19 protein-coding genes and 1 CRISPR repeat array are annotated in these 23,117 nt (G+C 38.0%); of the genes, 10 read left to right on the top strand and 9 right to left on the bottom strand.

Going from position 1 to position 23,117, the window contains the following annotated elements; translation table 11 throughout:
* Positions 1 to 31: 31 nt before the first annotated feature.
* Entirely contained in the window at positions 32 to 1,744 is a 1,713-nt protein-coding gene (gene polX, locus QOL23_RS00325; RefSeq protein ID WP_283399583.1) for a DNA polymerase/3'-5' exonuclease PolX, read from the bottom strand.
* Between the two features lie 77 nt (positions 1,745 to 1,821).
* Between polX and QOL23_RS00320 the strand changes: the two genes are divergently transcribed.
* Genes QOL23_RS00320 through lpxD form a run of 4 tightly spaced genes read left to right on the top strand, consistent with a single transcriptional unit; the run spans position 1,822 to position 6,874 of the window.
* Positions 1,822 to 2,970 carry a sensor histidine kinase gene (locus QOL23_RS00320; RefSeq protein ID WP_283399582.1) on the top strand — a complete coding sequence of 383 codons (1,149 nt, stop codon included), beginning with the start codon at positions 1,822 to 1,824 and terminating at the stop codon, positions 2,968 to 2,970.
* Between the two features lie 41 nt (positions 2,971 to 3,011).
* Positions 3,012 to 5,306 carry an outer membrane protein assembly factor BamA gene (gene bamA / locus QOL23_RS00315; protein ID WP_283399581.1) on the top strand — a complete coding sequence of 765 codons (2,295 nt, stop codon included), beginning with the start codon at positions 3,012 to 3,014 and terminating at the stop codon, positions 5,304 to 5,306.
* A gap of 21 nt (positions 5,307 to 5,327) precedes the next feature.
* Positions 5,328 to 5,870 (top strand): OmpH/Skp family outer membrane protein, encoded by a 543-nt coding sequence (locus QOL23_RS00310; protein ID WP_283399580.1) that lies wholly within the window; start codon positions 5,328 to 5,330, stop codon positions 5,868 to 5,870.
* Positions 5,870 to 6,874: a UDP-3-O-(3-hydroxymyristoyl)glucosamine N-acyltransferase gene (gene lpxD, locus QOL23_RS00305; RefSeq protein ID WP_283399579.1), complete on the top strand. Its 1,005-nt coding sequence runs from the start codon at positions 5,870 to 5,872 to the stop codon at positions 6,872 to 6,874. The genes QOL23_RS00310 and lpxD overlap by 1 nt, the downstream gene beginning before the upstream one ends.
* On the opposite strand, the gene QOL23_RS00300 is transcribed toward lpxD, so the two are convergent.
* The 4 genes from QOL23_RS00300 to rpoN are packed head-to-tail and all read right to left on the bottom strand — an operon-like array spanning position 6,849 to position 12,050.
* On the bottom strand, positions 6,849 to 7,550 hold the full coding sequence (locus tag QOL23_RS00300) for a hypothetical protein (protein ID WP_283399578.1): 702 nt from the start codon (positions 7,548 to 7,550) through the stop codon (positions 6,849 to 6,851). The genes lpxD and QOL23_RS00300 overlap by 26 nt on opposite strands.
* Positions 7,505 to 8,131, bottom strand: a complete 627-nt coding sequence (locus QOL23_RS00295) for a hypothetical protein (RefSeq protein WP_283399577.1) — start codon at positions 8,129 to 8,131, stop codon at positions 7,505 to 7,507. The genes QOL23_RS00300 and QOL23_RS00295 overlap by 46 nt, the downstream gene beginning before the upstream one ends.
* Complete coding sequence (locus QOL23_RS00290; protein WP_283399576.1) at positions 8,095 to 10,776, bottom strand: [protein-PII] uridylyltransferase family protein; 2,682 nt, start codon at positions 10,774 to 10,776, stop codon at positions 8,095 to 8,097. Before QOL23_RS00290 ends, QOL23_RS00295 begins: the two co-directional genes overlap by 37 nt.
* Positions 10,773 to 12,050 carry an RNA polymerase factor sigma-54 gene (rpoN, locus tag QOL23_RS00285; RefSeq protein ID WP_283399575.1) on the bottom strand — a complete coding sequence of 426 codons (1,278 nt, stop codon included), beginning with the start codon at positions 12,048 to 12,050 and terminating at the stop codon, positions 10,773 to 10,775. The genes QOL23_RS00290 and rpoN overlap by 4 nt, the downstream gene beginning before the upstream one ends.
* Positions 12,051 to 12,082: 32 nt before the next feature.
* On the opposite strand from rpoN, the gene QOL23_RS00280 reads away from it, so the two are divergent.
* Positions 12,083 to 12,925 (top strand): M48 family metallopeptidase, encoded by an 843-nt coding sequence (locus QOL23_RS00280; RefSeq protein ID WP_283399574.1) that lies wholly within the window; start codon positions 12,083 to 12,085, stop codon positions 12,923 to 12,925.
* Complete coding sequence (locus QOL23_RS00275; RefSeq protein WP_283399573.1) at positions 12,888 to 13,844, top strand: KpsF/GutQ family sugar-phosphate isomerase; 957 nt, start codon at positions 12,888 to 12,890, stop codon at positions 13,842 to 13,844. Before QOL23_RS00280 ends, QOL23_RS00275 begins: the two co-directional genes overlap by 38 nt.
* Here QOL23_RS00275 and QOL23_RS00270 read toward each other — a convergent pair.
* Positions 13,836 to 15,119, bottom strand: a complete 1,284-nt coding sequence (locus QOL23_RS00270) for an anthranilate synthase component I family protein (RefSeq protein WP_283399572.1) — start codon at positions 15,117 to 15,119, stop codon at positions 13,836 to 13,838. The two genes, QOL23_RS00275 and QOL23_RS00270, sit on opposite strands and share 9 nt — an antisense overlap.
* Before the next feature lie 155 nt (positions 15,120 to 15,274).
* On the opposite strand from QOL23_RS00270, the gene cas1 reads away from it, so the two are divergent.
* The 3 genes from cas1 to QOL23_RS00255 all read left to right on the top strand — a co-directional run bounded on the left by cas1 (position 15,275) and on the right by QOL23_RS00255 (position 20,117).
* Positions 15,275 to 16,180: a CRISPR-associated endonuclease Cas1 gene (gene cas1 / locus QOL23_RS00265; protein WP_283399571.1), complete on the top strand. Its 906-nt coding sequence runs from the start codon at positions 15,275 to 15,277 to the stop codon at positions 16,178 to 16,180.
* Complete coding sequence (gene cas2, locus QOL23_RS00260; RefSeq protein WP_283399570.1) at positions 16,168 to 16,782, top strand: CRISPR-associated endonuclease Cas2; 615 nt, start codon at positions 16,168 to 16,170, stop codon at positions 16,780 to 16,782. The genes cas1 and cas2 overlap by 13 nt, the downstream gene beginning before the upstream one ends.
* Before the next feature lie 173 nt (positions 16,783 to 16,955).
* A CRISPR array of direct repeats spans positions 16,956 to 18,019; the repeat unit is 36 nt; unit sequence AGTTGAAATGCCCTAAAAAGCGGAAGGGATTGCGAC.
* A 58-nt stretch (positions 18,020 to 18,077) separates the two neighbouring features.
* On the top strand, positions 18,078 to 20,117 hold the full coding sequence (locus QOL23_RS00255) for a DEAD/DEAH box helicase (RefSeq protein WP_283399569.1): 2,040 nt from the start codon (positions 18,078 to 18,080) through the stop codon (positions 20,115 to 20,117).
* Between the two features lie 32 nt (positions 20,118 to 20,149).
* On the opposite strand, the gene QOL23_RS00250 is transcribed toward QOL23_RS00255, so the two are convergent.
* Positions 20,150 to 20,557, bottom strand: coding sequence for a hypothetical protein (locus QOL23_RS00250; protein ID WP_283399568.1), 408 nt, complete (start codon positions 20,555 to 20,557; stop codon positions 20,150 to 20,152).
* Between the two features lie 108 nt (positions 20,558 to 20,665).
* Here QOL23_RS00250 and gap point away from each other — a divergent pair, with 108 nt between their 5' ends.
* Positions 20,666 to 21,673, top strand: a complete 1,008-nt coding sequence (gene gap / locus QOL23_RS00245; protein WP_283399567.1) for a type I glyceraldehyde-3-phosphate dehydrogenase — start codon at positions 20,666 to 20,668, stop codon at positions 21,671 to 21,673.
* Here the strand turns inward: gap and QOL23_RS00240 are convergent.
* Together QOL23_RS00240 and nadC are read right to left on the bottom strand one after the other, a co-directional pair.
* Entirely contained in the window at positions 21,670 to 22,254 is a 585-nt protein-coding gene (locus tag QOL23_RS00240) for a CvpA family protein (protein ID WP_283399566.1), read from the bottom strand. The genes gap and QOL23_RS00240 overlap by 4 nt on opposite strands.
* Positions 22,251 to 23,093: a carboxylating nicotinate-nucleotide diphosphorylase gene (gene nadC / locus QOL23_RS00235; RefSeq protein ID WP_283399565.1), complete on the bottom strand. Its 843-nt coding sequence runs from the start codon at positions 23,091 to 23,093 to the stop codon at positions 22,251 to 22,253. The genes QOL23_RS00240 and nadC overlap by 4 nt, the downstream gene beginning before the upstream one ends.
* Between the last annotated feature and the right edge of the window lie 24 nt (positions 23,094 to 23,117).

Below are 23,117 nucleotides of genomic sequence, written 5' to 3'. Positions count from 1 at the left end.
ACCTCCAACATTCAAAAACAAGGAAATTTTCTCATACACTTCTTTTCTTATTTACAAAAGCAAGAAAATCCCCCACCCCCCAAGCATTCACAACATCCTTCCTCTCAACCCAACCTCTCCTCGCCGTTCCAACCCCCAACTTTACCATCCACATATGGTCAACGTGGTGAGAATCGGTATTAATCGCCAACTTAACCCCCTTCCTAACCGCCATTCTGCAGTGCGCTGCATTTAAATCAAGCCTGTTATAGTAGGAATTAACTTCTAACGCTGTTCCCGTCTCAACAGCTTTATCCATAACTTTTTCTATATCAACAGGATAACCCTCCCTCTGCCCTATTACCCTACCTGTTGGGTGAGCTATTATCGTCACGTAAGGATTTTCCATTGCCTTAATTATCCTTTCGGTATTATCCTGAGAAAACCTTGAATGAACAGCAGCTATAACGAAATCAAGCTCCTTCAAAAGCTCATCATCGTAATCCAAAGAACCATCCGGCAGAATATCCACCTCCATACCTTTAAGAATCCTTATTTTTCCTGCAAACTTCTCGTTCAACTTATCTATCTCATAATTTCTCCTTAACACATCTTCTTCCGAAAGCCCGTTAGCTACCTTTAAAGACTTTGAATGGTCACTTATTCCCACATACTCATATCCCATCTCAATAGCTCTTTTTGCTATCTCCTCAATCGTAGACGCTCCATCACTCCAGCGAGAGTGGATATGCAAATCCCCCCTCACTTCACCATAACCTATAAGCTTAGGAAGTCTATGTTCAAGTGCTGCCTCTATTTCGCCTGTATCTTCCCTAATCTCAGGTGGTGGAGTATCCATACCCAAAGCTTCGTAAATTTCCTCCTCTGTTTTCCCAGCAATTCTCTCCTCCCCTCTAAACAAGCCATACTCGTTAAGCTTCAAACCTTTCTTCACACATATAGTCCTCAAGTGTATATTGTGAGCCTTAGAACCTGTAAAATACTGAAGAGCAGCACCATAAGAATCTGGCTCTATTACTCTTAAATCAACCTGTTCTCCCTCTTCAACTATAATGGTTGCCTTTTTCGTCCCCTTCCAAAGTACCTCTTTAACGTTCGGTAAACTAACGAAAGCTTCTATTATCTCAAGGTTTCTTCCCGTAGCCAAAATATCTATATCTCCAACAGTTTCTTTCATTCTCCTCGTAGAACCGCAAACAGAAATTCTCTCAACAGCAGAGTGGCTTTTCAGCTGCTCAATAATCCTATCTGCAATAAACACAGCAACACCTAACAATATTCTTCCTCCAGACTTCTCAAGAAGCTCTATCCCTTTTTTAATCTTCTCCACCCTTTTTGGACCAAATCCAGGCAACTTTAAGAGTCCTCCCTTCTCTATTGCCCTTTTTAAGTCCTCAACGCTCCTTATGCCTAACTCTTCATAAAGAAGCTTAACCGTTTTAGGACCAACGCCTGGAATATCAAGAAGCGTAAATATTGTGTCTGGAACTTTATCTTTTAACTTCTCAAACTCCTCAATCTTCCCTGTTTTCAAAAACTCTAAAATCTTCGCCTGAAGCCTTTGACCTATACCAGGAAGTTTAGAAAGTTTTCCTTCTTTAGCTAAAACCTCAATATCTTCTGATAGGTCGTTTATCAAACGAGCAGCATTCCTATAAGCCCTTATATGATAAGGGTTGTCTCCCATAAACTCCAAAATATCAGCCCATTTTTCAAAAATCGCCGCAAGCTCTTTATTTTTCATAAAACTCCCCCTGAAATAGTTACTTTATCCATTTTACCAAGTTATAATTTATTTAGCCCTTATCGGAGAAAAAGCTGATGAACCCGATAGTTATTTCAATAATAATACTCTTAGCTGTCACCTGTTTTATATCTGTATGGGTGGCAGCCTCTGAAAGAAAGAAAAGAGAAAAACTTATTGAATCACTGAGAGAACAACACAGAAAAGAAAGAAGGAAAACGAATAGCAGCCACGATGAAATTAAACTTCTTTCAAGAGCCTTGAGTCTAATAAAAGAAGGCATAGTAATTATGGACCCTTACGGAAGAATCATCTTCACCAACCGATTTGCCAGAGAACTTTTAGGTATATCACCAAAAGATGAAGGTAAATATTTCTACCAAGCAATCAAAAACTTTGACGTTATAACAATGATTAACGAAAGCTTTAACGAAAACTACCGTGCCTGGCAGGAGAAGAAAATTGGAGACAGATACGTACAGATAATCTTCGGTTCAGACATGGATGAAAAGGTGCTTCTCCTAATAGACCTAACTACAATGAAAAAGTATGAAAACTTGAAAAAAGATTTTATAGCTAACGTATCACATGAACTTAAAACACCTTTAGCTGCCATGAAGCTATCGTTAGAAACCTTAGAAGAAGAGTGTAAAGACAGAGAGATAGCTCAAAAATTTGTGAACAAAGCTATGGAAAGAGTTAAATACATGGAACAACTAATTGAAGACTTGATAACGTTATCTATGTTAGAAAGCGTCGGGTTCCAGGTAAACTTAAAAGAGATCCAATTTAAAGCGTTTATTCAAAAGTTAGTCTCCGACCTTTCCGAAATCGCACAATCAAAAAACGTAAAGATAGAAGTAGATATACCAGAAAATGTAAAAATTAAAACAGATGAAAAGATGATTCATGCCATCATGAAAAACCTCATAGACAACGCCATTAAGTACAACAAAGAAGGAGGGAAAGTTACAGTAACTTTTAAAGAACTAAAAAATGAAGTAGAAATATCTGTATGCGATACAGGAATAGGAATTCCAAAATCTCACATCCCATTCATATTTGAAAGGTTCTACCGAGTAGAACGTTCACGCTCCAGAAAGTTAGGTGGAACAGGACTCGGACTCTCCATAGTAAAGTTAGCTACCGAAAGGCTAAACGGGAAAGTGGAAGTTGAAAGTGAAGAAGGGAAAGGAACGTGCTTTAAAATATACCTACCTAAATAGTTATGCTATTATTCCAAAACACAACAATGCGGAGGCTGACTGTGAAAAAGGTTTTCCTGATAATAGCTCTTCTCTTTTCCTTCACGAGCCTATCACTTGCTGATAACTATAAGGGCATAGTAGAAAAAGTTGAAGTTATAGGTAACGAATCTGTACCTAAAAGCACAATTCTTTATTACATATCGGAAAAACCAGGTAAACCTTATTCTCCAGAATTGGTAGCTAAAGACATAAAAACTTTATTCAAGTTAGGATATTTTGAGAACATCTCCGTTGACGTTGAAAAAGGGAAAAAAGGATTAATCCTGAGATATTTCGTCAAAGAGAAACCAATAATTGCAGACATAGTATTCAAAGGTAACAGCCACATATCTTCTCAAAGATTAAAAGAGGAATTAGGACTAACAAAAAGCGAAGAAGAGGAAGGTGAAAGTAAAAAAATCCAGAAACCTTTAGACTACAAATTCTTAGATGAGCTAAAACTTAAAATTCAACAAATATACGCAGAGAAAGGATACCCAGGAACACGAGTCGCTTACACAATAGATAGAATTTCTCCTACCAAAGCTGTTGTAACTTTCATAATTCAAGAAGGGCAAAAAGCCAACGTCTGCGACATAGAGATTGAAGGCAACAAACACGTTTCCTCCAAAGATATAAAAAGCGTCTTAGCTACAAAAGAAAAATCCATCCTCCACCTCCGCTTCAGCGCTCCCCTATCAGAAGAAAACCTATCCCAAGACGTTGAAAACATCAAAAAACTCTATCAGGAAAAAGGTTACCTTGACGTAGAAGTAGCCCAACCAGAAGTAATAAAAGAACAAGGAAACTGCTACAAAGTCATTTACAGAATAATTAACGAAGGCGAAAAGTACAAGTTTGGCAAAATCATCTTTGAAGGCAACAAACTCTTCTCTTCAAAAGACCTCCTTAAATTATCAAAAAAGATTCGTCCAGGCAGAACGTTCAACCAAAAATTAGTTGATAAACTGGTTAGAAAAATCATAAGAAAGTACGGAGAATTAGGTTTTATCTTCGCCAACGTAGTTCCAGAAATAAAAGTTCATCCAAAAACCCACACAGCAGACGTTATTTTCCATATTTACGAAGGCAACAGAGCATACGTCAGATGGATAAACATTCACGGAAACGTAGCAACAAGAGATAGAACAGTAAGAAGAGAATTAGACCTTTACGAAACAGGTATTTTCAATACAGTAAGACTTGAAAGGTCTATAAGGAGACTGTTCAACACAGGATACTTTGAAAATGTTGATGTTAAACCAAAAGTTGTAGGCAAAGACAAAGTTGATGTAAACGTCAACTTAAAAGAACGCTTGACAGGAATGTTCTCCATCGGTGCAGGATACAGTTCCGTTTCAAAGTTGGTTGGAATGGTTAGCGTTTCCAAGGGAAACATCTTCGGAACAGGAGATTCCGGCGCTATATCTCTCCAAGCAGGTTCAAAAGTTTTCTACTTTGACCTTAACTACAGCCACAGATGGTGGTTAGATAAACCTCAAACACTATCTTTTGCCCTCTACAACAGAAGAAACGAGTATTTCACATACACGAGTAAGAAAACAGGTTTCTCAGTAATGGTAACAAGAAGAATCTGGGAAGACTGGCACATTGGATTAGGATACCTGATTGAAAGAGATAAAGTAACAGATATAGCAGAAGATGCATCTGACCTGATAAAAGAAGAATATGGAAGTAGAACAATAGGTATGACTACATTCTTCATCTCTAAAGATGTTAGAGACAACAGATTCCTTCCTCATAAAGGAGAATACTACAGGCTAACAACTCAGCTTGCTTCAAGCGTGTTCGGTGGAGATGAAGATTTCTACAAGTTAGTAGGAGACTACGCTTACTACTTCAACCTTAACGATTTACCAATAGACATTGAACTACCTTTTGTAGCATCTTTCCACGCCAAGATAGGATACGCTGACGCTTTCGGTAGCACCTCTTCCTTGCCTCTTGATTACAGATTCTACGTTGGAGGAGATAACACAGTTAGAGGTTTCCGCTGGGGTGAAGCAGGACCAAAAGATTCAAACGGTGACCCTGAAGGTGCGAACAGAGAATTGGTGTTCAACTTCCAGGTTGGCTACGATGTAACCAAAATGCTTCGTCTTATAGCTTTCGTTGACGTAGGCGGCGGCTGGTGGGATAGATATGAATTAGGAGACATGAGAAAATCTGCAGGTGTTGGACTAAGAGTACTAACACCTATGGGTCCAATCAGACTTGACCTTGGATGGAAACTTGACAGACGTCCAGGAGAAAGTTCTTCTGAATGGCACTTTGGAATGGGTAGCTATTTCTAAACATAGATGGAGGAGTAAATTATGAGAAAACTTGTTACAACAGCGCTGTTAGCATCGTTAATAACCTGTATTCCTGCAGCGTTCACACCTTCTTCTGCAGCAACAAAACAGGTTAAGCAGTTCGCAGTTTACTACGTTGACCTTCAGGAAATTTTAGTCAAATCCAACAAAGGTAAACAAGCAAAATCTGTTATAAACGCCAAATATCAGCAATTCTCCAAGAAACTCCAAAAGCTCAGAGACGAAATCAAAAAATTACGTCAGGAATTAAAAAGCCCCGTTCTCAGCAAACAGGCAAGAATGAAAAAGGAAAATCTCCTACAGCAAAAAATCCTCGCCTACCAACAGGAACAGCAAAACGCTCAAGAACAAATTGCAGAACTTGAGAACAAATACACCCAGGAGATTTTAGGAGAAGTTGTCAAACTCATCCAGAAATACCGCAAAGAGAAAGGAATACCCATGATAGTTGACAAAAGGACTGCCGGAATAATTTCCGCCGACCCTAAGTACGATTTAACAAACACAATAATCAACCTCTATAATAAGGAGAGCGGAGAGTAGTGAAGGCAAAAGAGTTAGCACAAATCTTAGGCTGTCAACTTTTAGGCAACGAAAATGTAGAAATTAATAGCATATCCGAAATTCAAAACGCTGAGGAAGGTGACCTTACCTTCCTCACTAACCCCAAGTACAAAAAATACTTAGAAAAGACTAAAGCTTCAGCAATAATAGTTGAAAAACCCATTAAAGGGCTGGAAATCACCCAATTAATCTGCGAAGAACCTTACGTGGCTTTTGCTAAAGCGCTTTCAATCTTTTACCCGGAAGATTTACCTTCACCACACATCTCTCCTAAAGCTACAATTTCAGCATCTGCCAAAGTGGGAAACAACTGTTACATAGGTGACAACGTCGTCATTGAAGAAAACGCAGTAATAGGCGACAACGTCATTCTATTCCCCGGCGTCTATATAGGAAAAAACAGCAAGGTGGGAGATAACTCTGTCATCTTTCCAAACGTCGTTATCTACCACAACGTCAAAATAGGAAACTGGGTAAGAATACACGCCGGAAGCGTAGTAGGTTCTGATGGGTTCGGATACGCTTTTAGCAAAAAAGAGATGAAAGTTTTTAAAGTTCCTCAAACCGGAGGAGTGGTAATAGAGGATTTTGTTGAAATCGGTGCAAATACTACAATAGATAGAGGGACGATAGGAGATACTGTAATAGGGGAAGGAACAAAAATAGATAACTTAGTTCAAATAGGTCACAACGTAAAAATCGGAAAGTATTGCTTCATCGTTTCCCAGGTAGGAATCTCTGGCAGCACGAAAATAGGAGATTTCGTGACGTTAGCCGGTAAAGTAGGCGTTGCCGGACACATTGAAATAGCAAGTAACGTTACAGTAGGAGCGAAGTCAGGCGTCACAAAAAGCATAAAAGAACCGGGAGTTTACGCAGGATTCCCCGTAAAACCTTACAGAGAGTGGAGAAAAATTCAGGCATTGGTGGATAGATTACCAGAAATCTACGAGAAGATTAAGCGGTTTTTAGGTAATTTTTAAGAGTTTCAACAGTTTTTTCCGGGTCTTTTTTATAGTTTTGTAGTAAAGCTAAAATTTCTTTCAAATTAAGATTAGGTAAAAGCTTTTTACCGACCAAGTAATAACCCACAAACTGGAAAAGGTTTCTCGTTTTTTTAGAAAAATTAGCACTTTCAAAGTCTATAATTTTCACATGCTGACCGCTAAAAATAAGGTGTTTTCCACCTTTTATCTCGTTATGCTGAACTCTGGCTAAATCCAAAAAGTAACAGCTATCAACAGTCGATAAGAGCGCTTCTTTTAATCTTTCACCCTGCAAGTCTACAATTTTTTCACCTTCTATAAACTCCATTACGATAAAATCTTTATCGGCAGCTAAAACCTTTGGAGCAGGATTGGGAATGTTTACTTTCTTGCTAAAAGCGTCTAAAAATTCAAGGAATTGTAATTCCTTTTCTATAACGTTCTTAACCGTATCTGACCTTTTAAACTTTATAGCCACTAAACTGCCGTCTGAAGTTTTTCCCTTGAACACAACGCCTCTATAACCTTTCGCAACTACAGAAATTAAAGTTACGCCCACTTCTTCTAATTTTCCAAGCCTTCTCTCTACAACCTCTCTACGACCAAGAGGATAGTCAAGGAAATAATTCAGAGAATCGTGAAATCTGGAACTTTGAACTTTTCTTTCAGACATTTCATTTCCACCGCTTTTAAGGTAATCTCGTAAATTTTCGGATGCCAGTAAAATTTGTAAGGAGAAACTTTCTTTTCGGCGATTTTTTTACATTCAGGATATTTTTCAGAAAGCAACTGATAAAAAGCTTCTTCCATTTCCGAAAGTTTTTCCTCAATCAGCACTAAATTTTCGCTTTCCTTTAGTTTTTCTAACTCTTTTATTAGTTTGTACTTTCTTATTCCAGCTTCTAAGAGGATGGAGCGGAGGATTTTTGCAAGACTTTCTATCCTCTTGTAGGGAATAGTCTCTTCCTTTATTCTTCCTGCAGCCTCTGTTGCTTCCTTTTTTGAATACCTTTTATAACCTTCTTTAACTTCCTCATTAACGTCCGAAAATGAAAAAATCCTCGGCAACCTACCTTCATCATCTAAATCACTCAAAATAAGCGGAACAAGATGATTCGGAATTTCAAGGTCAAACCATTCTTGCACTATCTGTCTATCGTTAACACCTTTAAAGATAAACCTTCCAGGAAATGCAGCTTCAACAGTATCTTTTAAATTTACGAGATATTCGTTGAAATCCTCTCTCTTACCCATTCCACAAAACCTTCGTAAAATTTTCTCGCTCTCTCTTTAAGCGAAGCAATTTTATCACCGTATTCAATGAACTCTCCAAACACTCTTTTTTCAAATTCCGCCTTCCTTAACTCCCTGTAAAGTTCTACTCCTTCAGAAAAATCAGCTCTTTCCTCAGCAAGCCTTTTAAGCACGGCAAACGTATTACCTATCTTTTCTTTAAGAAACAGCTGATACGTATAAGAAACAAACTCAAGGTCTACAATCCCTCCTCTACCGTACTTAATATCGTTTTTCCCTTTCCCCAATTCAGATTCAAGACGCTTTCTCATTGAGGTAATCCCTTCCAAAATCTCAAGAGTAAAAGGCTCAGAAAAGAGAAACTCCTCTACAACTTTTTCAACTTCTCCTTTTATCCTTCCATTCAAAAATCTAAATCTCGTGAAAGCAAGCTTTTCCCACAATCTTGCAACTTCTTTAGTGTATCTCTCAAAGTAGTCAACTGTAAAAATCAAATCACCCTTTTCACCGAAAGGACGCAACCTCGTATCAACTTCATACCCTAAAGATTCAAGCTCTCCAATTAACTTCAATGCTTTCTCTGTTTCTTTCTCTCTATTCTCTAAAGAGTCTGTAAAGAAAAGCAAGTCTATATCTGAACCTACGTTCATTTCCCTACTGCCGTGTTTCCCTACAGAAGCAAGAGAAAAATCCCCTCCCACTCCATCATAAATCCTATCAATACAGTAATCCGCAACTTCGGTAAACTCCAATAAAAACTCTTCAATTTCTGTCCTTTTCAGGTAATACCTAACAACAGCCACCACTTCAAACAGATTTTTCAAAAAGAGAAGGTTAGAAGACAACTTTCCAACACAATCTCCAATTCTCTCTTTTAAAACGCCATTTTCTATAAAAGCAGGTTCAAACATAAAATCAACGATTTCTGGAGTCTCTCTAAAACGCTTTATAAAAAACTCTTTTGTTGATAGTAAAAAGAAAAGAATTTTCAAAGCGTGAATTTCAGTCAAAATTGAAAAGAAGAAAACGCGTCCTTCTTCCCTTTCAAGAAAAGAAATTAAATTCTTCATAGCGTTCTTGGAATTAGGTGCTTCATAGAGAAACTCCAAAAATCTCTTTCCCATAACGTCAAGACGATTTATCTCTGAAGGAGAAAGGAATCGGGAATGAAGCAAAACGTCAATAAACCTCTTTACTTCTTCAGGCTCTCTAAATCCCATTTTCTTTAACTCTTCAACATCAACAGAAGAAAGCGGTTTATTGTCTCCAGTCGGGAAAAACCTATTAAAATAATAGTTAACCCTTTCCATATAATTCTTTAAAACGCTTAAAAACTTTTCCCGTGAAGGAAATCCCATTTTTACAGCTAACTCTTCAGCTTCCTCACTTTCAGGATGAAACGTTTGGGTCTGGCGGAAATAAGTAATTTGAAGCATATGCTCACATCTCCTTAAAAATAGGTAAGCATCTCTTAAATCTCTATATTCACTTTCCCTTAAAAATCCCCACCTCCTCAACCTCCTCAAAGCAGTCAACGTGTGCTTTGCCCTTATAAATGGATATTTCCCTCCGTATATCAACTGAAACGCCTGAACGATAAACTCTACCTCTCTTATTCCTCCTTCTCCAAGCTTAAGGTCAATTTTCTCTCCCTTTTTCCTTACTTTCGCCTTTATTTTCTCTTTAAGTCTGAGAACTTCCTCTATAAGCGTTAAATCAACGTACTTTCGGAAAACAAAAGCTTTTGCAAGCTTAACGAACTCTACTCCCGTTTCTTTTAAATCTCCAGCCGCCGGGCGTGATTTAAGCAGAGCAAAACGCTCCCAAGGTCTTGCAACGGCAGTGTAATACTGCTCAAGGGCTTCAATGTCATTACAGGCAGGACCCATCGTTCCGTTAGGTCTCAATCTCGTATCAACAACCGCACAAACTCCTTCTTCTGTCTGCTTTGAAAGGATTTCTGTTATCCTGTTAGAAAGCAACGTAAAGAAATCGTGATTCTGAAGTTTCCCTAAAGTCCCTCCCTTAGTTTCTCCCCTCCTTGTATAGTAAACGTAGATAAGGTCAAGGTCGGAAGAGTAATTAAGCTCAAAACCGGCTGCTTTACCCATGGCAACAGCGACAAAACCGCATGAAGGCTCACCGTAACGTTTAACAAGCTCGTTCAAAGCGTAAAGATAAGCTTCTTTAACTACAACATCGTGAACTATAGTAACGTCCCTTACAAGCTCCTCAAAAGGCGCAAGAGAAAGAATATCCCTCAAAACAATTCTGCACATATGAAAATGCTTATGAATCCTAAGTGCGTTCAGAAACTCTTTCTCACTCTTAAAATCCTTCTTATGAAACGAGAAATCCAAAGACAGAAATTTTTTTCTGTAAACCTCTTTTAAATCCTTTAAAAGTTCAGGATGCCTTACTATAAAGTCTCCCAAAAACTGAGAATAGGAAGCCAACTTTACTACATCTTTAACAAAATCCTCCCCCAACTCCTCAAACTCTTCACTGCCCAACCTATTAGCCAACTTCTCAACAAAAAGTAAAGCTCTTCTTTTTGAAGGAAGAGTCTCTCTTTCCACAAATGAAAGTATTCCTTCCCAGCCCTCTCCCAAATTTCTCTTCAAACTTTCCAAAAGAAAATTCACCGCTTCCTCCTCTCAAAAGCCCCAGGAATACCCATCTCTTCTCTATACTTGGCAACAGTTCGCCTGGCAATCTTTATGCCCAAACGCTTTAACTCTTCAGCTATCTTACTATCGCTAAGAGGTCTTCTCTTATCCTCCTTATCTATTATTTCTCTGATTTTTTCCTTTACAGCATCAACAGACGTTCCAGAAACGCTCTTTTTAAAGAAAAACTTTAACGGATAAACGCCAAACGGCGTCTCTACGAACTTATCCTTAACAGCCCTGCTCACTGTTGATTCATGCATACCAGTCATTTCAGCTATCTGCCTGTAATTTAAAGGTTTTACCGTTTTACCGTCCTTCAAAAACTCTATCTGCTCATTAAAAACGCATTCCACTATCTTCCTTAACGTTTCCTTCCGCTGCTGAATGGCTTTATAGATAAACAGCGCCCTTTGATACTTCTCGTTAACGTACTTCTTTAGCTCTTTATTATCTGCATACTTTAAGTAAAAAGGATTAACTCGCAGCTTAAAGGTTGGCGGTTCTGTAATTTCAACAATTACTTTTCCTTTCAGTAGGTAAACCTTAGCATCAGGAGAAATAACAGGATTAAAATCTCCCATATTGCCCGGTTCCGCGTCAAGGCGCCTTAAAAAAGACAGAAATTCCTCTAATTCATCTTCCGACAGCCCACTTTTTTCTCTAAACTCTTCTCGCGATTTCGCCAGAACATCAAGGTAATCAACAGCTTTTACATATTTATCCGAAGCGCCCAACTCTTTCAATTGCGCTTCAAAGGCTTCTTTAACCGTATAAGAGGCACACCCAACAGGCGTTAAACTCTTCACAAACTCTCTTACTTTCCTAACGAGAGAAACAGGAACGCCCAACTTATCAGCAATTTCCTCCTCCTTTAACGTTAGAAAGCCTCTATACTCCAGGTTATCCACAATAAATTCTGCAACCTTAAACTCTTTTTCAGTTAAGTCCCACCTTGCCTGCTGAAGCAGAATATCCCTTAAAGATTTCCTATCCGGTATCGGCTGCTCCACCTCCTCATCGCTGACAAAAACGTTCCCTCCCTCAAAAATAAAGTCGGGAATAGGTTCAGCGTTAACCTCTTTTTCTTCCTCTTCAACTTCAAGAAAAGGATTTTCTTCCAACTCGTTCTTTATAACCTCTTCAAGCTTCAGTATCGGAAGTTGCAAAAGCTCCAACTGCAGGTAAAGCCCAGGCGTGAGCTTCAGCTGCAGAGATAGCTCTAAATTCTGATTTAAACCCTGTTCCATTGCTCCTCTGCTGTTGGTAGAATTTCACTGCTATGAAGAAAATTTATACCCTGATTACGGTAATTGCCCTTTTTATATCAGCCTGTGGTGTCGTTCGCACGTCTCCGTTCGGTGAAGAGTCCTTTATTTTTATCCCAACTTCTCAAGAAGTAGCAATAGGTAGACAGGCTGCCGCAGAAATAGAAAGGAAGGCTAAACTCTGTAAAGACCCTGTAATCAACCGTTACGTTCAAGAAGTAGGTCAAAAAATAGTAGCCGTCTGCGGACGTCACGATATAACATACCACTTTAAAGTTATAGAATCCGATGAACTTAACGCTTTTTCCTTACCAGGAGGCTGGGTCTACATATATACAGGACTTTTAAAGCACCTTGATAACGAAGCGGAATTAGCCTTCGTTTTAGGACACGAAGTAGGTCACATCGTAGGCAGACATGCAATAAGGAGGCTTCAACTCATCTACGGTATAAACCTTTTGCTCTCCCTCGCATTCAGGGAACACCAGCCAACAGTGGCAGAAAAAGAAATATTAAACGTTCTCTACCGAATAGTAGTAGCAGGCTACAGCCGTAAAGAAGAGTTTGAAGCGGATGCCATGGGCGCTTACTTCACCGGAAAGGCAGGCTGGAACCCAGTTGCATCGGTAGAAACGATAAAACTCCTTGACTCCCTAATGAAGTTCAAGCCTAACGGCATTACAGAACTATTTATGGACCATCCAACAAACAGAGAGAGGATAGAAAGGTTAAACAGACTTATTTCCACGTTCCCTAAAAGTTGGCTCACAAATCCCTTCAACGAAGATAGATACAGAGAGATAGTCCTCAGGAGGCTTAATGGAGATACTAAAGGAAGCAAGAAGAGTCTTAAATGAAGAAGCAACAGCTTTAAATAAACTTGCAGAAAAGTTAGACGAAAACTTTGAAAAAGCGGTAAAAATCCTCCTCAACACAAAAGGTAGAGTAGTCTTAACAGGCGTAGGAAAATCCGGTCTTATCTGTAAGAAGATAGCAGCTACCCTTTCAAGCACAGGTACTCCAGCTTTCTTCCTCCATCCCGGCGATGCAGCACACGGCGATTTAGGAATGCTAAAAGGGGACGACACCGTAATAGCTGTTTCAAACAGCGGAGAAACTGCCGAACTACTTAACATAATTCCAGTCATAAAAAGCTTTGGAATTCCGGTAATTGCAATAACCAACAACCCTAATTCTTCGTTAGCGAAACTTTCAGACGTTACGCTACTCCTTCACGTTGACAGAGAAGTTTGCCCCTTAAACTTAGCTCCAACAACTTCAACTACAGTAACGTTAGCCTTAGGAGATGCGTTGGCAGTAGTCTTAATGAAACTTAAAGGATTCAAAAGCGAAGATTTTGCTAAGTTTCATCCAGGCGGAAAGTTGGGCATAAGACTTTCAAAAGTAAAAGATATAATGCGAACAGGAAAAGAAATACCTGTCGTTTCGCCACAAACACCTTTAAAAGAAGTTATTCTTGAAATGTCCTCAAAGAAGTTAGGTTCAACTTTAGTAATGGACGGAGGAAAATTAGTTGGGATAATAACCGATGGAGACTTAAGAAGAGCAATGGAAAAAGGCGTTAATTTTGAAACTAAAGCTGAAGGGATAATGACCAAAAACCCAAAAACAATAGAAGAAGATATCTTTGCAGAAAAAGCGATAGAAAAGATGGAAAAACATAAAATTACCGTTTTACCTGTGGTTGACAAAGAAGGCAACGTAAAAGGTATACTTCACCTGCACGACATCTTAGGAAGGAGAATCCTAAAATGAAGAAAGCGCCTTTAAAAGGGCTTCACCTTTGTGAAGAGTTTCTTCATATTCTTTAACAGGGTCTGAATCCCAAACAATTCCAGCGCCTACCTGCAAAAATCCCCGTCCCCCATTAAAAAGCAGCGTCCTTATAACAATATTAAAATCCATAACTCCGTTAAACCCTATATAACCGACAGAACCGGTATATAAAGCCCTCTTTGTAGGTTCAAGCTCCGCTATTATCTCCATAGTTCTCACCTTTGGAGCGCCAGTAATCGTTCCACCAGGAAACATCGCCTTTATAACGTCAACCTCGTCAACTCCTTCTTTCAACTCCCCTTTAACGTTTGAGACTATATGAATAACGTGAGAATATTTCTCTAAAACCATAAGCTCATCCACCTCTACCGTCCCGTACTTACAAACCCTGCCCAAATCGTTTCTTTCAAGGTCAACAAGCATAATGTGTTCCGCTCTTTCCTTTTCTGACAAAAGCAGTTCCTTCTGTAATTTTTCCTCCTCTTCCTTACTTCTTCCCCTCGGTCTCGTTCCAGCTATAGGTCTCGTTTCAACAAAATTTTCCTTCTTCAACACAAGCCTTTCTGGTGAACAGGAAACAGCCTTAATATCCCCAAGGTCCAGAAAGAATGAAAATGGCGAAGGATTAATACTTCTGAGAACGTGGTAAAGAGTCAAAAAATCCCCCTCAAAATCAACGTCAATCCTCTGAGAAAAGTTAACCTGAAAAGTATCCCCAGCAGCTATGTAACCTTTGATTTTCTCCACAGCCGAAACGAAATACTCTTTTGTCATGTTAAAGTTAGAAACTTTAGCGCTGAACGTTCCTTCAGGCTTTGAAATCAAACCAATTTCTAAAAGCTTTGAAAAAGTAATACACCAGGCTTTCTTCTCTACGTTATCAAAAATAAACAGCGTCTCCGGTAAAAAGAAATAAACGTCAGGATAACCAATATCATCAACCTGCCCAGATTTAACAGAAGGCTCTATAAAAACGTTGGCATCGTAGGAGATAAAACCAAAAACGCCAAAAGGAAGCTCAGGAATAATGTACTTTTCCCTCAATTTAGAAACAAACGCTCTTAGTTTTTCAAACGCCCCAACATCACTTTTAAGAACTAACTCTTCCTCTTTACCGATAGCAATAAAGGAAAACCTTCCCGTTTTTTCATTCACAAAAGCCGAATCTAAAAACAGGTGGACAGGATAACCGCAAGAACGCAAGAAAAGGAAAACTTGATAAGGGTTTACATAATCCAATCTTAATACTTTCAAACCCAAACTCCGCTTATTTTACTTGAACAGAAAAATATAATGCGTCTTTACGCAAAAACCAAACAACATTAAATTTCTGTCTAAAAAAGCTATTTAGTATTCCATAAATAAAGAACCTAAACTATAATCTACATAATTGGAATTCTGGGGTAAGGTTGAGAAAACCCATCCTTGTAACTGGCTACGGCAAAAAGGTAAGAAAAGAAGCTAGCAGTTTAATTATTGTAAGTGAAAGCGCAAAGACAAAGATTCCATTGGGAATAATTAGTCATCTCATTCTACTACCCGGAGTGGAAATAAGTGCATCTGCTGTGAGATTTCTAACGAAACACAAAAGACCTGTTATCTTTGTTAATAATCAGCTCCAAGTTCAAGCTTTTGTTAATCCCTGGGAACTTAAAAGTGAAACTTTAAACCTAAAAATGTGTCAGTTCAAAGTTTTTGAAAGTGAAAAGAACCTTTTAATAAGAGAGTTGTTGAGAAGGAAGCTTGTTGTGATAAAGCGTTATTTCTTCTTAAGAGAAGAAAAATTCCATTCTTTAAGCGAGAAAATAGAAGTTGCGGAGACGCTAAATGACTTTTTGACAATTGATGGAGAGATGGGAAGAATCATGTACGATGAGATTAGAAGAGAAATTCCACCTCCATTCAAATTTACAAAAAGGAGCTACCATCCTCCGGAAGATGAAGTGAATTCTGTCTTAAGCTTTTCCTTTTCAATTTTTACCCTGAATATTCTGTGTGCCATCTTGGCGAAAGGTTACGAACCTTTCAAAGGTTTCTTCCACTGCAGGAGGGGGACGCATGCCACTCTTGCTTCAGACATAATTGAACTCTCGCGACCTCCAATAATCAAATTAGTAGGAAAGATGTTTTCTAAAGGATTGTTTAAAGAAAAGGATTTTTATAAAACCAACGCTGGAATCAGAATAGATAAAAAAGCTATTAGAGGAATTCTTGAAATCCTGTTGGAAGAAGACATTAGGGAAGAAATAGAATCTTTTTCCCTGCAATTTTTAAACTGGTTAACTCTAATTGTGAGAAGAAAGTGTTCTATGTAGCAGCCTACGATATAACAGATGACCGTATAAGAAACAAAATAGCACATTATCTTGAAGAATACGGTAAACGAGTTCAATATAGTTGCTTTGAAATTTATTCTCCCTACGAAAATCAAATAGAAATAATAACTCTTAAAATCCAGGAGTGGATAGAAAAGGACGACAGGGTTTTCTTTTACCCAATAAGTAAATGGGCTAAGAAGAATATAGTTTATTTGCCCAAAAAGGTAAAAGAAGTACTCAGAGAGATAAAGAATGAATTTCCGAGAGCAGAAAAGTACCAGGTAAAAATTATGCTAAACGAAGAGATATACTATCAGCTTACCTCTAACAAAAGAATAAGTAGATACCTGATAGTTTATGACATACACAACAATAGCATTAGAAAAGAACTTTCCCAAATCCTTGAATCTTATGGTATTAGAGTTCAATTGAGCGTGTTTGAGATAGACAGTAAACCAATACTAATTCCACATCTGATAAATGAATTGATTCCTTATTCTTACTACGGGAAAATTAACATATATCCGCTTGATTATAAAAGCCAAAAGAAAACTATAAGAATAGGAACTCCTTATCAAAAACTTGATTTTTTGATTTAAAAAATTTAAACTTGAGTTAAGAAACGGTTCTTTGAAAGATGAATAGGGAAATTAGGGGAATCTAACTTTTATATACTTAGAAATATACTGTGTAACAACGGCTTAAAACCTTTCTCTCTGAAGTTTAATTAACTTTAAATCCTTTGAAAATAAATACTTAAGGTTAAGGATAGGGTTGAAATGCCCTAAAAAGCGGAAGGGATTGCGACCTGGATACTATTATCCAGCCTTTTTGTTTTAATACTTCTCGTTGAAATGCCCTAAAAAGCGGAAGGGATTGCGACTTTTTGGAGGTAAACATTATGGTTTCTTTGCCTTCTTTGCGAAAGTTGAAATGCCCTAAAAAGCGGAAGGGATTGCGACCTATGACCTTTTCCGTTCGTTTACTCAACTCTCACCTCTTCAGAGTTGAAATGCCCTAAAAAGCGGAAGGGATTGCGACTGCCCGCAAGAATTAAACTTCTGATGGAAATTCAAAAAAGAGTTGAAATGCCCTAAAAAGCGGAAGGGATTGCGACAAGAACTAACTCTGTGCATTCCTTTATATCTCCCTTAAGTTGAAATGCCCTAAAAAGCGGAAGGGATTGCGACTCAATAAACCATTCCCAAAGGCTTTCATCTTCACAACGAGTTGAAATGCCCTAAAAAGCGGAAGGGATTGCAACAAATTCCATTATCTTTGCGATGTATTTCGGCTAACTTTGAATAGTTGAAATGCCCTAAAAAGCGGAAGGGATTGCGACCCACGATTGATAATTTCATTTTTCCAACCTAAAATTTCCCAGTTGAAATGCCCTAAAAAGCGGAAGGGATTGCGACTCATTAATTGCTACTTTTACCAATTCATTTTTCTTTAAGTAAGTTGAAATGCCCTAAAAAGCGGAAGGGATTGCGACCGAGTGATTGCTACTACTTCTAAACCGGTTTTTGCAGGTTGAAATGCCCTAAAAAGTGGAAGGGATTGCGACCCGATTAACCAGTAGCTCCACCTGAGGGTTATGCTGGCTCCAGAGGGTAGAGTAAGAAACACTTCTATCCTCGTCTGTTCGTAAGTTGAAATGCCCTAAAAAGTGGAAGGGATTGCGACTTTAGGATAATTACATATTCAAAGTCTGGGCGGAATATTCTCCGTTGAAATGCCCTAAAAAGCGGAAGGGATTGCGACTCAAATTCAAACTGCTCTGGCGTAATTGCTACCATAGGTTGAAATGCCCTAAAAAGTGGAAGGGATTGCAGTACAAGGGTTGGGGAAAAGCGCTATAATTAACTAGAAAATTGAAGTGGGAAGAAGCAGAATGATAATAAAATCAAACCCTGACCACTTTTTAGTAAGGAAAGGTCAGTTTGGAGAATTTGACCCTATACCATTATACGTTAGAAAGAAATACAATGAAGAAAGTGATATAGTCGCTAAATTGCCCTTTTACGCCTATGAGTTTTTTTACAAACCTTACCAAGAATCTGAGGATTATGAACTTTTAGAAAAGTTTACAATTGCAGAAACTGATGACTTTGAAGAAAGGAAAAGAATAGAAGATGAGGTTGTACAGCTTAGTTTATTGTATCTTTGCAATCAGAAAGTTAAAGCTAATTTAACTGGTTCAACTTCTTATTTTCCGCTTGATTATCCTTCTAAAGTAAAGCCTTATGCTCATCAGAAAATTGCAACTACGCTTTTGATATTGAATAGACAATACGCTTTATTTATGGAACAAGGGACAGGAAAAACAAAGGCACTGATAGACACGTTGAATTATCTCTTTCTTACAGAAAATATAAGTAAAGTCGTGGTTTTCGCTCCTGTATCGGTTATATACAGTACCTGGATAGAAGAAATCAAGAAAAACCAAACGGTTCCTTTTAACGTATTTCCTGCAATTGATGGGAATAGAAAAGAAAAAAGGAAAAAAATCTTGGATTGGGTTGAAAGTCCAAAAGATAGATTGAACTATCTTTTTTTAAGCTACGATTTCTGGTGGAGACTCTTACCTGAATTTAGAAAATTCCCGGGAGAAGACAGTAGCCAGAGATATGCAAACAATAAACTTAAAAGCTTCTTAAAGAAGCTTAAAAGCGGTTTTAGAAAAGCTCTCTTTTCAAAAAAGAAAAGGGAAAAACTTATTTACGAACTTGAACTGTTACAAAGACAGGGATTTGGAAAAATAGGAAAGCTAATAAGTGATGCTCTTTTAGCTCTAAAAGTGATGAATACTGTGGAAGTTACAGTAGCTGATGAGTCTCAAAAAATTAAGAATACTTTTTCTAAGCGAACACGAGGGATTTATTACTTATCCAGAGTAAGCAGAAGAAGATACATATTAACTGGGACTCCTATAACAAGAAGTCCTGAAGATATATATGCTCAAATGATATTTCTACACCCGCATGCTTTAAGGAGTAAAGCGATTTTTCGTTCTTACTTTATTGATTCGGAAAGCGGCGTTGAGGAAATTTACTTTAATAAACGAAAGGAATTTAGAAAGCTTATTGATGGTATATCCTTTATTGTAAAAAAAGAGGAGGTTTTAAGTGAACTTCCTCCTAAAAGATTTTTAATAAGGGACGTTCTCCTTAAAGAAAAAACTACCAAATACTATCTTAAATTAGAAAAGGATTTAATTGCGAAGATTGAAGGATGGAGAAAAAATAAAGTTAAGGAAGAAGCTATTGTTTTCGCCACACATATCTGGGCTTTGCTTAACAAACTTAATCAAATAACTTCAGGTTTCATAAAAGAATCCCCTGAAGCAGAACCGTTAGTTGTAAGTAATGAAAAATTGGAAGTAATTGAAGATATTCTTGAGGAAAGAGGAAAGAAAAAGACGGTTATATGGTCAGTTTATAGATTTGAAATAGATAGAATATGCAGGTACTTAACTCAAAAAGGTTATAAAGCGGCTAAAATAGACGGCGATGTTCCCATTAATGAAAGAAAAGAAATAATTTCTGACTTTCAAAATGGAAGTTTACAGGTAATCGTTGCACATCCGCAAACAGTAGGTGCTGGATTAAACTTAACAGCTGCAGACGCTGCTATTTACACAAGCCTTGACTACAGGTTTGAAAATTTCTCACAATCTATGGATAGAATACATAGAATAGGTCAAGAGGCGTCTTACGTTGATTACTTTATCCTTCTCAGTAAATTGAATCCTTCTGTTGGAGGAGCTGCTCAAAGGGATTGTCTAACAATTGATAGGAAAATTTACGAAAAACTTCTATTAAAAAAAGAGATGATAGACGAAGCTATTTCTTCAACAAAATCTAAAGAAGATATCATTAACTTGGCTGTTGAATACGTTGAAAATTTAACACAACAGAAAACCGCGCAATAAAGCGACAATACTTTGTCCTTATTAGTTAATAATTAGTCTATCATATCTTCCTCTTCTTCATCGTAATAGTTATATATGACGGAGGCTCTTGACATTTTGCTTTCTATCTTATCTTCTATCTTTTTTAGCTCTTCAAGTATATTTTCTATAGTACTAAGCTTTTCGTCTATCCTACTAAGAATTTCTTTGTTTTTCTCAGTAATTCTCTCATCTATTAATTTCTTTATCCTCAACAGGAGAATCTCAGTAAGAGCCTGGAATTCATGTGATTGTTTTTCTAAGAGAAAAGAATCTTCTATCTCTGATAAGACCTTGACAGCAATATCTAAAATATTTTGCTTCAATATAGGATTTTGTAGCTCAGTAATGCTGCTTGATTCTCTCTCTAATGCATCTTTATAAGCCCTCATAAACGTTCCGATTAAGGACTTTGAAGTCATTTCCCCCCCCCATCAGAATACTATTTAGCTAAGTATAACATAAATGTGCATTTGAACATTACTCCCATAAAGTTTATCATTGAGTCAACAAACTAAAAGGGAGGAACTATGGCGATAAGAGTAGCCATTAACGGTTACGGAAGAATCGGAAGGTGCTTTCACAGAATCAGACTTAACGACCCAGATTTTGAAATCGTAGCCATAAACGACCTGACCGACGCTAAAACCCTTGCCCACCTTCTCAAATACGATTCCGTTCACAGAAAACTCAACGCTGAGGTGGAAGTAAAGGACGACGAGTTCATTATTAACGGTAAATCAATAAAAGTTTTCTCAGAGCCAGACCCGGAAAAACTCCCGTGGAAAGAGTTAGATGTGGATATAGTTCTTGAAGCAACAGGAAGATTCAGAGACAGAGAAGGAGCATCAAAACATTTGAAAGCAGGAGCCAAAAGAGTTGTTATCTCTGCACCTGCAAAAGACCCTGATGCCACAATCGTTGTTGGTGTAAACCACGATATCTACGACCCAGAAAAGCATAGAATCGTTTCTAACGCTTCCTGTACAACAAACTGCCTTGCTCCTGTAGCAAAAGTCTTGTTAGAAAACTTTGGAATAAAATCTGGATTTTTGACAACCGTTCACGCCTACACGGCAGACCAGAGACTGCTTGATGCTCCTCACAAAGATTTAAGAAGAGCAAGAGCAGCAGCCGTTTCCATGGTTCCGACAACAACAGGAGCAGCGAAAGCTGTAGGGCTTGTAATTCCAGAACTAAAAGGTAAGTTTAACGGTATATCCATCAGAGTTCCTACACCAGATGTTTCACTTATAGATTTCGTATGTACCTTGGAAAAAGACGTTACGGTAGAAGAAGTAAACAGCGCACTTAAAGAAGCCGCAGAAGGAGAGCTTAAAGGAATCTTAGGTTACACAGAAGAAGAATTAGTATCCATTGACTACACCGGAGACCCGCGCTCTTCAATAGTTGACGCAAAAAGTACAGATGTAATCGGTGGAAATATGGTAAAAATTTTAGCGTGGTACGATAACGAATGGGGATATTCCACAAGACTCGGAGACTTGATGAAAATTATGGCAGAGAGAGGGCTTTAAACAGCCCTCTCTTTTCTCTCAAACTCTTTAACGTTCTTATCCCAAGATTTCCAGTTTCTTAACAAAATTGCTCTGGCTAACTCCCATCTTGGCAGTAATTTCTCTTTAGTCCTTTCAGGTAGCCTTTCAACAGCAAAGTCTATAACAGGAACGCATATTCCTCCTAAATAACTCTTCTTAATCAAATAGCTTTCTGGAGCAACGAAAGATACTGCAACCACAAAAAGAGAAGCTATCACTATTCCTCTAACGATGCCAAACAAAAATCCAAGAACGTTGTTCAAAATTCCCAAAACTGTCTTGGAAAGTTTTCTGTCTATAGAAAACGCAAGATACTTGAAAATTAAAAATGACACAGCATAGAGGAAGAAACCAGAAAAAACTACAGTTTGAATGGTTAAATCCTTTGAAAAAATCCCCGCCACCACATGCGAAAATTTAAAAGCTATTACAATACTTACCACTACTCCTACAACAGAGATAACTTCTTCAACAAAACCTTTATTGAAACCTCTAACGATGTTCCATCCTAAAATAATCAGTATTAGAGCATCTAAAGCGTTCAAAGGATGCAACGTCATAGCAACTCCATACTTATATCAATCCAATTAGCAGTAGTAATAATTTTACTCGTAGATACATAATCAATCGGCAAGTCTCTTACTTTTTTAAGAGACTCAATATCAATTCCACCTGAAAGTTCTATCTTAACGTCTTTCTTCCGTTCTTTCAAAACGGAAACCGCAGGAGAGATATTTTCTAAATCCCAGTTATCAAGCATAACTATATCAACGTAATCTAAAACCTCAAGAACTTCTTTCAACTGTTCCTCGTTCTCAACCTCTACCTCAACTCTTGTAGTTACAGGAATTACCTCTTTCACCTTCAAAACAGCATCCTTAACAGAACCGTAAGCTTTAATATGGTTATCTTTTATCATAACCGCATCGTAAAGACCAAAACGGTGATTTAAAGCTCCACCGACTCTTGTAGCGTACTTTTCTAAAACTCTCCAGCCTGGAGTTGTCTTTCTCGTATCCAAAAGCCTTATAGAAGAACCTTTTAAAAGCTCAACGTACTTTGCCGTATTTGTAGCAATACCTGAAAGCTTTTGAAGTATATTAAGAGCTGTCCTCTCGCCCTGCAAAACGGCTTTTAAGTTTCCCTTAATATAACCGATTACCGAACCAGCTAAAACTTCATCTCCATCTTTAACGCGCCAGTCAAAAGTCGTTTCCGAGTCTAAAAGCAGAAAAACCTTCTCAAAAAAACCGATTCCACACACAAGGCAGTTCTGTTTGACTATAACTTCTGCCGTGCATTCTTTTTCTGGCAAAGGTGCAGAAGACAAATCTCCCTGAAAGCCTAAATCTTCCTCAAGAAAGGATAAAATTAACCGTTCTATATAGAGCTGATTCATAATTCCTCCGAAAAGGAGCTACTC

Source organism: Desulfurobacterium pacificum, assembly GCF_900182835.1.
GTDB classification, from domain to species: Bacteria; Aquificota; Aquificia; order Desulfurobacteriales; family Desulfurobacteriaceae; genus Desulfurobacterium_B; species Desulfurobacterium_B pacificum.
This window is presented reverse-complemented; position numbering and strand designations above follow the sequence as displayed.